Raw genomic sequence first — 6,918 nt, 5'->3', positions numbered from 1 at the left:
TTTCAGTATAGTTGAGCTTATTATTGACTAGAGTCATGCTCTCTCGGTCTTGTTCGGCCAGCTCCTGGATGGCCTGTTGGTACACCTGGGCAGGTGTGGATCCCTGGTTGACTTGCTTCAGCCAGCGTTGGGCCTCATTGCCCTGGTGGAGCAGAGTTTGCAAGGGAGCTAGAAAACAGCCCAAGCCTTGAGGTTGGCCAATGCGCCAAGCTTCGGTCAGCAGCTCTTCGATCCACTCTTGGGCCGCCCGTTCCCGGCCTGTCTGCCAATCGACCAAATGAGATTGCAGCGATTCTCGAGCAGCAGCCTGCTCGTTGGCTTCGCAAAGGCTCTCCAGCTCTGTTGGGGTAAAGGGCCCCCGCAAGGGATCCAGCGCTTCCGGCTGGGCCAGCAACTGCCAGAGACGGGCTTCCACCAAGGCGGTAATGGCCAGAACCATCACCGGATCCCCCACCAGATCGCAAATGCGCAGCTCCACGCGGTTGAGGTGGTAGGGCCGCTCCGGGCCGTTGGGTCGCACCGAGGCCCACAGGTGGCGCACATTCTGCATTGTGCCCAAGGCTAGCTGCTCCTGGATCCAGGCAATGTAGTGGGCGTGATCCCGGAAGAAGGGCACCTGAGCCGGCGTTTTGGGGAACACCTGCCAACGGCTGGAGTGGGATCCCGTCACCCGTCCGTCCAGAAAAGGAGAGGAAGCGCTCAGAGCTAGGTAGAGAGATGCTTCCGCTCGCAGCAGGCGACAGGCCCGGAAGATGGCCTCCGTACCTGGCAGGCCAACATTGATGTGAATGCTAGCAGTTACCACCCGCGTGCCATAGGTGCGCTCGATGTAGTCGTGGTAGGGGTTGCCGGGATCCGACCGCTCGAAGTGATCGCTGCCGCCCAAAGCCAGCGTACTCCCCGGCAGAAGGGTGTAAGGGCCAAGACGGCGCAAAAATTGCCGCAACTGTAGGCGAGGCCGCAACAAGGCACAGAGCAGGTCTTCGTAGCGGCGAAGGGGAGGGGTGATATACTCCACGTTGCGCCGATCCGGCTCCCGCACAAACCCTGGCAAAGCCTGGCAAATGCGATCCGACAAGCCCACCACTTCCCCGGCGGCGGTGCCGGTGTACATTTCCACCTCAAAGCCCTTGGTTAACAGCACAGGCCAGCCTCCAGCCGCAGCCTCACCAGTCTAACCTTTCCTTTCTCCCCTCATTGTCCTAGGTTTTGGCAGGGAATTGGCCGGTGGTGGGGAAGTTTCTCGACCTGTTTTAGAGCCGTTTTATAATATTTACACTCTCACTCTTAGAGGGTGTCAATTGAACCAAGCGGTATCTCAAAAGTCCTAGACTTTGGCAAGGAATCCACAGGGCCTTAGGGTGGAGATCAAAAAGGAACCACGACCTCTGGCAGGTGAACCTTGCCGATGATTACCAAGATGATTACCAAGAAGAAATCGAAGTGACATCTCCGTCTTTAAAGATTCAGCGATGAGCTTTCCTCTCAGTCATCTGTTGCAGCGAGGTCGGCAGCATCTTGCCCCTTTTTTAGGGCAAATCTTGTTGCCCAGCTTGGCCTTGACGGTGCTGCAGATCTTCATGATCCCGTTCTGGAGTGAGGAGAGCGACTATGCTTCTGCCTTCACAGCCCTGAGTCAGCGGGATAGCTATTGGTATCTCAGCATTGTGCGGCGAGGGTACCAGTTTGTGGGTTTCGACAAGATTGCCTACGAGCAGAGCAACGTGGCTTTTTTCCCCGGCTATCCCCTAGCAGTGGCCGCAATCAGTCACCTTGTGGGAGTTGACCCTGAACTGGGGCTCTACCTCACCGCCCAGCTCTTTTGCTGGCTGATGTGGGTTTACCTTTTCCTGCTTTACCGCAGGTGGCAAATTCCCCCCCTCTGGCAAATTTTGGCCAGTTTGCTCATCTTCTTTTATCCCACCAGCTTTTACCTGGTCGTGGGCTACAGCGAGTCTTTGTTTATGGCCAGCCTACTGGGTTTTCTCTACTGGTCAATTCACGGGGGCCGTCCCCTGCTGATGCTCCTGGCTGGGATCCACGGCTTGGTGATGAGTGCTACTCGGATTGTCGGCTTGCCGGTGGCGCTGCTCCCTTTTTTGAATCTCCTGAAAGCGGGGGAGAGAACCCAAGCCCGCCGTTGGTTTTGGACGAGTATGGCAGCGAGCTTGGCTCTGTTGGGTGGCCTGGGCTTTTTTCTCTACTGTCAGCTCCGCTTCGGACGCTGGGATCTCTACCTGGAAATGCAGCGTTACTTTACCGGCGTGAAAGCCAATTATCAAGCTATTTTCCAAGCTCGCACATATGTCCTTTCCGCCGAACGCTGGCAAAGCTTACTCTCTCTTTCTGCACCGATGAAAGACCCTGGGCTGTGGGCTGACGCTCTTAGCCAACTGTTTGTGTCTGCCACCCTGGGATCCCTGCTTGTTACAGGTTTAATGGATGCGGCAGGAGTTATGGCAGGTAGAAGCCAGTGTTGGCGGGAGCGGCTGGGATTTCATCTGGCTGCTTGGGCCATGTTTTACATTGCCCTGACGGGTACGAGCCCCTTGGGCCAGCGAAGCATGAGCCGCTATTGCCTGCCGGTTCACATCCTGCAGGTGTTGGCGTTGGTACATTGGGCCAAACACACCGATTTCAGCTTCATCCCCCAAAGGGTGCTTGGCTATCTTGGCACTATCCTGAAGCTGGGCTACGGGCTTCTAGCTTTGATCTTCCTCGCCCTCAACCAAATCCTCACTTGGCGCTACGTCCACCATCTCTGGGTGGCTTGACTCCGCTTTCCTGAAGATAGGATGTGAGGGATCCCAACTTCTCACCGGCTGAGAGCTGTGGCCTTCTCTTCTCCCCGCAAGTCTCCCCGTCAAAACTCAGCCCCGCGTGTCGCTCAGACCCTTGAGCCCGCCAAAATTTACCCCTGCCCGTGCTGCCACCAAGGTCAGTTACGCCTGATCACCCTAACCGAAGCCTTCGGGTGTAGCCGTTGCCAGCATATTTTTGGCATCACCCCCGACCGCCTGTACATCGAGCAACTGGCCGTTTCCTATCCCTACCGCAAAATGTGGTTCTGGAACGGCTACCAATGGGTGTTGCGGCGGGAAAACACCCTACAGGGATCCGCGCTCTTGGGCCTCACCCTCAGCTTGGGCATTGTCTTGGCGGTTGGGTTCATCGGCGCAGTGCTCTTCCCGACCCAAACCCAGTTGCTCAGTTGGTTCATGATTCTCGGCTTGTTGCTAACGCTGCTGACGGTAACGGCGATCCTGCTGCTGCGGCGGCCCTGAGGTGAGTGAGATTTTCTCCAGCGACTGGTCTCCAGAATTGGCAGCCCCAGCACTTGTGGATCCAACCATTTCTTGTTAGCAGTGGTCTGGAGAACGCAGCGGGTCTGTCTCTAATGGGCTAGGCGGGAGAAGTTCAAGTGACAGATTTCGGTTCAGACTTTGACTTGGGTACCACTCTGCGACAGGTACGCCGCTTACTACCGCAGATGCAGCGGTTGAGCAGCCAAACCAAGCGCCAGGCCCTGCTGGCTCTCTCGCGGTGTTTGTTGGAGCGCTCCGATCTGCTGCTGGAAGCCAATACCCTTGACCTGGAAAGTTGCCGCGAGCAAACCGTACCGGAGTGGATCCTCAACGGCCTGAAGCTCACCCCCGAGCGTCTACAGCGATCCGCCCAGTTGCTAACTCTCCTGGCCCAGCAGCCGGATCCCATTGGCAAGCTGGAGAAAGGGCACCGCCAGGAGAATGGCCTGTTTATTGGCCGCTACCGCGTTCCATTGGGGTTGATCGCTCTGGTCTATGAAATCTACCCCGAGTTTGCCCTAAATGGCATTGGCATGTGCTTAAAAGCGGGAAACGGCGTGATTTTGGCCAGCAGCGGTCCCATCCAGAAAACTCACCAGGCTATGGTCAACCTGTTGGCAGAGACGGCTTATGAGCACGGGATCCCGGAAGGGGCCATTCAAACCTTGCCCGCTCAAGACCGAACCGCAGATCCCCAAGTAGATTCCCCACTATTGCCGTTGTTACAGCAAACCCGCTACCTAGACCTGGTGATTCCCTGCGGTCGTCCCGGCTGGGTGGAGTTCCTGTTGCAGGCCAGCAAAGTGCCGACTCTGGCTACCCATTTGGGCTACGGCCACATCTATCTGGATCGCACTGCCCCTTGGCCCTTGGTCAAATCGGCTTTGTTGGATCCCCTCGCCCAGTATGGCTCAGAAGGGATCCCCATCTATCAGCCTCTCACCCTCTGGCTGCTGATCCACACCGATTGGGCCACCAACCATCTGACCGCCTTGATTGAGGACTTGCTGGGTCACGGGATCGATATCCAGGCAGCCGCCTCCATTCTGGAACAGTTCCCGCAGCTCCAGCCGCTTGGGCAAGGCTTTGACTCGACAGAACGACCTCATCTGCGCCTGCAGCCCATTGCCGACCTGACGGAGGCGATCGCCTGGATTAACAAAAATGGTTGCCGTCAATCGGAGACGATCCTCACCGATAGCCAATCGGCGGCCCAACGCTTTCTCCAAGAGGTGGATGCCGCCCTGATCCACATCAACACTTCCCCCCTCTCGGCAGGCCGGGGAGCTGGGATCCCCACGTTGGGAGCGTTTCGCGACCTGTCTTTGGGCATTTCTACCCAGCGGCTGCACGTGCGCGGGCCCATCGACGTGGAAGCCCTGACAACGGTGAAGGTGGTGGCTCAGGGTGACCTGTAGAGCTGGAAGGTTGGTCGGCCCGCCCAAGGACCCAAGAGCTGCGATGAGGCTGGAGAAGAATAAGAATAGTAAAGAATAGATCGACATCAGCTCACCATCCAACCGAGCCCAAAGGGAGGACTTTTTTGGGGATCGACCTTCGCAGTTACGTGTTTTTGGATCGGCTGCAACCCCAGTATGCTGCTTATCTGGGCACAGTAGCCTACGGCTTTTTGCCCCTGCCTGGGGACACTTCTTTGTGGGTCGAGATTTCCCCCGGCATCGAGATCAACCGCGTTATGGATATTGCCCTGAAGGCCACCTCGGTGAGGCCGGGGCTGCAGGTGGTGGAACGCCTCTACGGCCTTCTGGAAGTACACTCCAGCAACCAAGGGGATACCCGCACCGCCGGACGGGCGATTCTGGCTGCCTTAGGGGTGAGTGAACAGGAGCGCCTCAAGCCCCGCATCATCTCCAGCCAGATCATCCGCAACATCGATCCCCACCAAACCCAGTTGATTAACCGTTCCCGCCGTGGCCAAATGCTCCTGGCTGGCCAAACCCTCTACATCCTGGAGGTGCAACCGGCAGGCTATGCCCCCCTGGCTGCCAACGAGGCAGAAAAATCTGCCCAGATCAACATCCTAGAAGTGATGCCTTTCGGTAGCTTTGGCCGCGTGTACTTGGGAGGGGAAGAGCGAGATATTCTGGCCGCCTGCCGCGCTGCCGAAGCCGTTTTGGCGGGGGTTTCCGGTCGGGAGCCCCTCTTGTTGCCTGAGGAGGTGTAGCCAATGGCAGACTCCGATCCCAAGCCAAGATCGCCCCTGTCGCAGCGGCGGGATCCCTCTTCAGCAGAGCAGGTGAGGCTGTTGACGGAGCTGGCCGCTCCCTACCGCAGCTTGCGGCGCTTCATCTACTTGGCGGTGGGGTTCTCGGCTACCATCGGGGCGTTTGTGTTTTTCTTTCGAGCCCTGGCGGGACGGGACTTGAACACCACCTTGCCCAGCTTGGCCTTACAGTTGGGGATCCTGGCCGGCGCCATCGGCCTAAACAGGCTGGAAAACCGCTCTCACCAGAAGGTGATCAGACAGGTCAAACAACGCTTGGGCATGCAGCAAGACTCCCAGGAGCCCCAACGGTCGGCGGACAGTTAGCCCGCCCATTCCCCGCAGCCCCTTTCTCAATCCAGATCAAAGTCATCATCATCCGCGTCAGCACTGCGCAGATAGCGGCGCTGAGTTTGGCGAGCGGGATCCCCTTGTGACCACTTTTGGACAATTTGGACACCCAGAAAGGTCAGAAAGGCCCCCAAAGCCACAAACGTGAGAAGTGGGATCGCCAGGATCACCACTGCGCCCAGGACATAGATAGCCACCTTGGGCAGAGACGGATCCACCCCCCAGCGGTGGCTGCGCACCCAGTCGGTGAGCTGCTGATCCCATTGGCGTAGGCGAGGGACGTTTTCCTCGAAGATCTCCAGCAAAATCGGCCCCAGACGACGCAGATTGCCCTGAGTTTGCCTTCGCCAATCTTGCACCGAGCGCCCCATGTTCAGGATCCCTTGTCCTGTCATCTTCAGGCCGATCCTAGCCCAACCCCAGCAACCTTCCCATTGGCCCACCGGATGTAAATTTGTTTGAACATTTGGATCGGAGATTTTGGAGGCTTCCCAGGACTACTGTACACTGAGGGCACTTGCGCAGCGATGCTGCTGCCCTGCGGATTCGGTAAACCTCTTTTTAACGTTTCAACCTGCTCGACTGGAGAACGCTAATGGCTCACTCGGTCAAGATCTACGACACCTGCATCGGCTGCACTCAGTGTGTGCGGGCTTGTCCCACCGACGTGTTGGAGATGGTGCCCTGGAAGGGAAAAAACAAAGCTGGGATGATCGCGGCTGCCCCCCGCACCGAAGACTGCGTTGGCTGCAAACGCTGTGAAACCGCTTGTCCCACCGATTTTCTGAGCATCCGAGTCTACCTTGGCCCCGAAACCACCCGCAGCATGGGCTTAGCCTACTGATGGGGGCACCTGGCCGCAACCCCACTCTCAACTGCCCACAGAGCACAAGTATTCCAGAGTACCAGAAAAGCAGTTTACTTCCCAACCCAGTTCCAGCCTTTCCCTCTTCCGGGGAGAGGCTGTGGCGTATGGCAGGTCTTAAGCTGTTTGGTAAACTACCCGACACCCGCGCTATGCGCAGGGTGCGGGCTTTA

The 6,918-nt window shown here is 57.6% G+C and carries 8 protein-coding genes; 6 read left to right on the top strand and 2 right to left on the bottom strand.

The features are described from left to right. A partial coding sequence (gshA, locus tag NW843_RS04125) for a glutamate--cysteine ligase (protein WP_414522196.1) occupies positions 1-1,144 on the bottom strand: 1,144 nt, incomplete at its 3' end. A 328-nt stretch (positions 1,145-1,472) separates the two neighbouring features. Here gshA and NW843_RS04120 point away from each other — a divergent pair. The 5 genes from NW843_RS04120 to NW843_RS04100 all read left to right on the top strand — a co-directional run bounded on the left by NW843_RS04120 (position 1,473) and on the right by NW843_RS04100 (position 5,856). Beyond that, positions 1,473-2,774, top strand: coding sequence for a hypothetical protein (locus NW843_RS04120; protein ID WP_414350140.1), 1,302 nt, complete (start codon positions 1,473-1,475; stop codon positions 2,772-2,774). A gap of 57 nt (positions 2,775-2,831) precedes the next feature. Then, positions 2,832-3,284, top strand: a complete 453-nt coding sequence (locus tag NW843_RS04115; protein WP_414522195.1) for a hypothetical protein — start codon at positions 2,832-2,834, stop codon at positions 3,282-3,284. A gap of 137 nt (positions 3,285-3,421) precedes the next feature. Then, positions 3,422-4,723 (top strand): gamma-glutamyl phosphate reductase, encoded by a 1,302-nt coding sequence (locus tag NW843_RS04110; RefSeq protein WP_414522194.1) that lies wholly within the window; start codon positions 3,422-3,424, stop codon positions 4,721-4,723. A gap of 125 nt (positions 4,724-4,848) precedes the next feature. Further along, entirely contained in the window at positions 4,849-5,490 is a 642-nt protein-coding gene (locus NW843_RS04105; RefSeq protein ID WP_011432202.1) for a hypothetical protein, read from the top strand. Between the two features lie 3 nt (positions 5,491-5,493). Further along, a complete protein-coding gene (locus NW843_RS04100) occupies positions 5,494-5,856 on the top strand; it encodes a DUF3493 domain-containing protein (protein ID WP_011432201.1) in 363 nt (120 codons plus the stop codon). A 26-nt stretch (positions 5,857-5,882) separates the two neighbouring features. Here NW843_RS04100 and NW843_RS04095 read toward each other — a convergent pair whose 3' ends face one another. After that, positions 5,883-6,275 carry a hypothetical protein gene (locus NW843_RS04095; protein WP_414522193.1) on the bottom strand — a complete coding sequence of 131 codons (393 nt, stop codon included), beginning with the start codon at positions 6,273-6,275 and terminating at the stop codon, positions 5,883-5,885. A 200-nt stretch (positions 6,276-6,475) separates the two neighbouring features. Here NW843_RS04095 and psaC point away from each other — a divergent pair, with 200 nt between their 5' ends. Then, entirely contained in the window at positions 6,476-6,724 is a 249-nt protein-coding gene (psaC, locus tag NW843_RS04090; RefSeq protein ID WP_414350136.1) for a photosystem I iron-sulfur center protein PsaC, read from the top strand. The last annotated feature ends 194 nt before the right edge of the window (positions 6,725-6,918 follow it).

The sequence above is a fragment of the Synechococcus sp. R5-12 genome, from assembly GCF_047502655.1.
Classification (GTDB): Bacteria; Cyanobacteriota; Cyanobacteriia; order Thermostichales; family Thermostichaceae; genus Thermostichus.
This window is presented reverse-complemented; position numbering and strand designations above follow the sequence as displayed.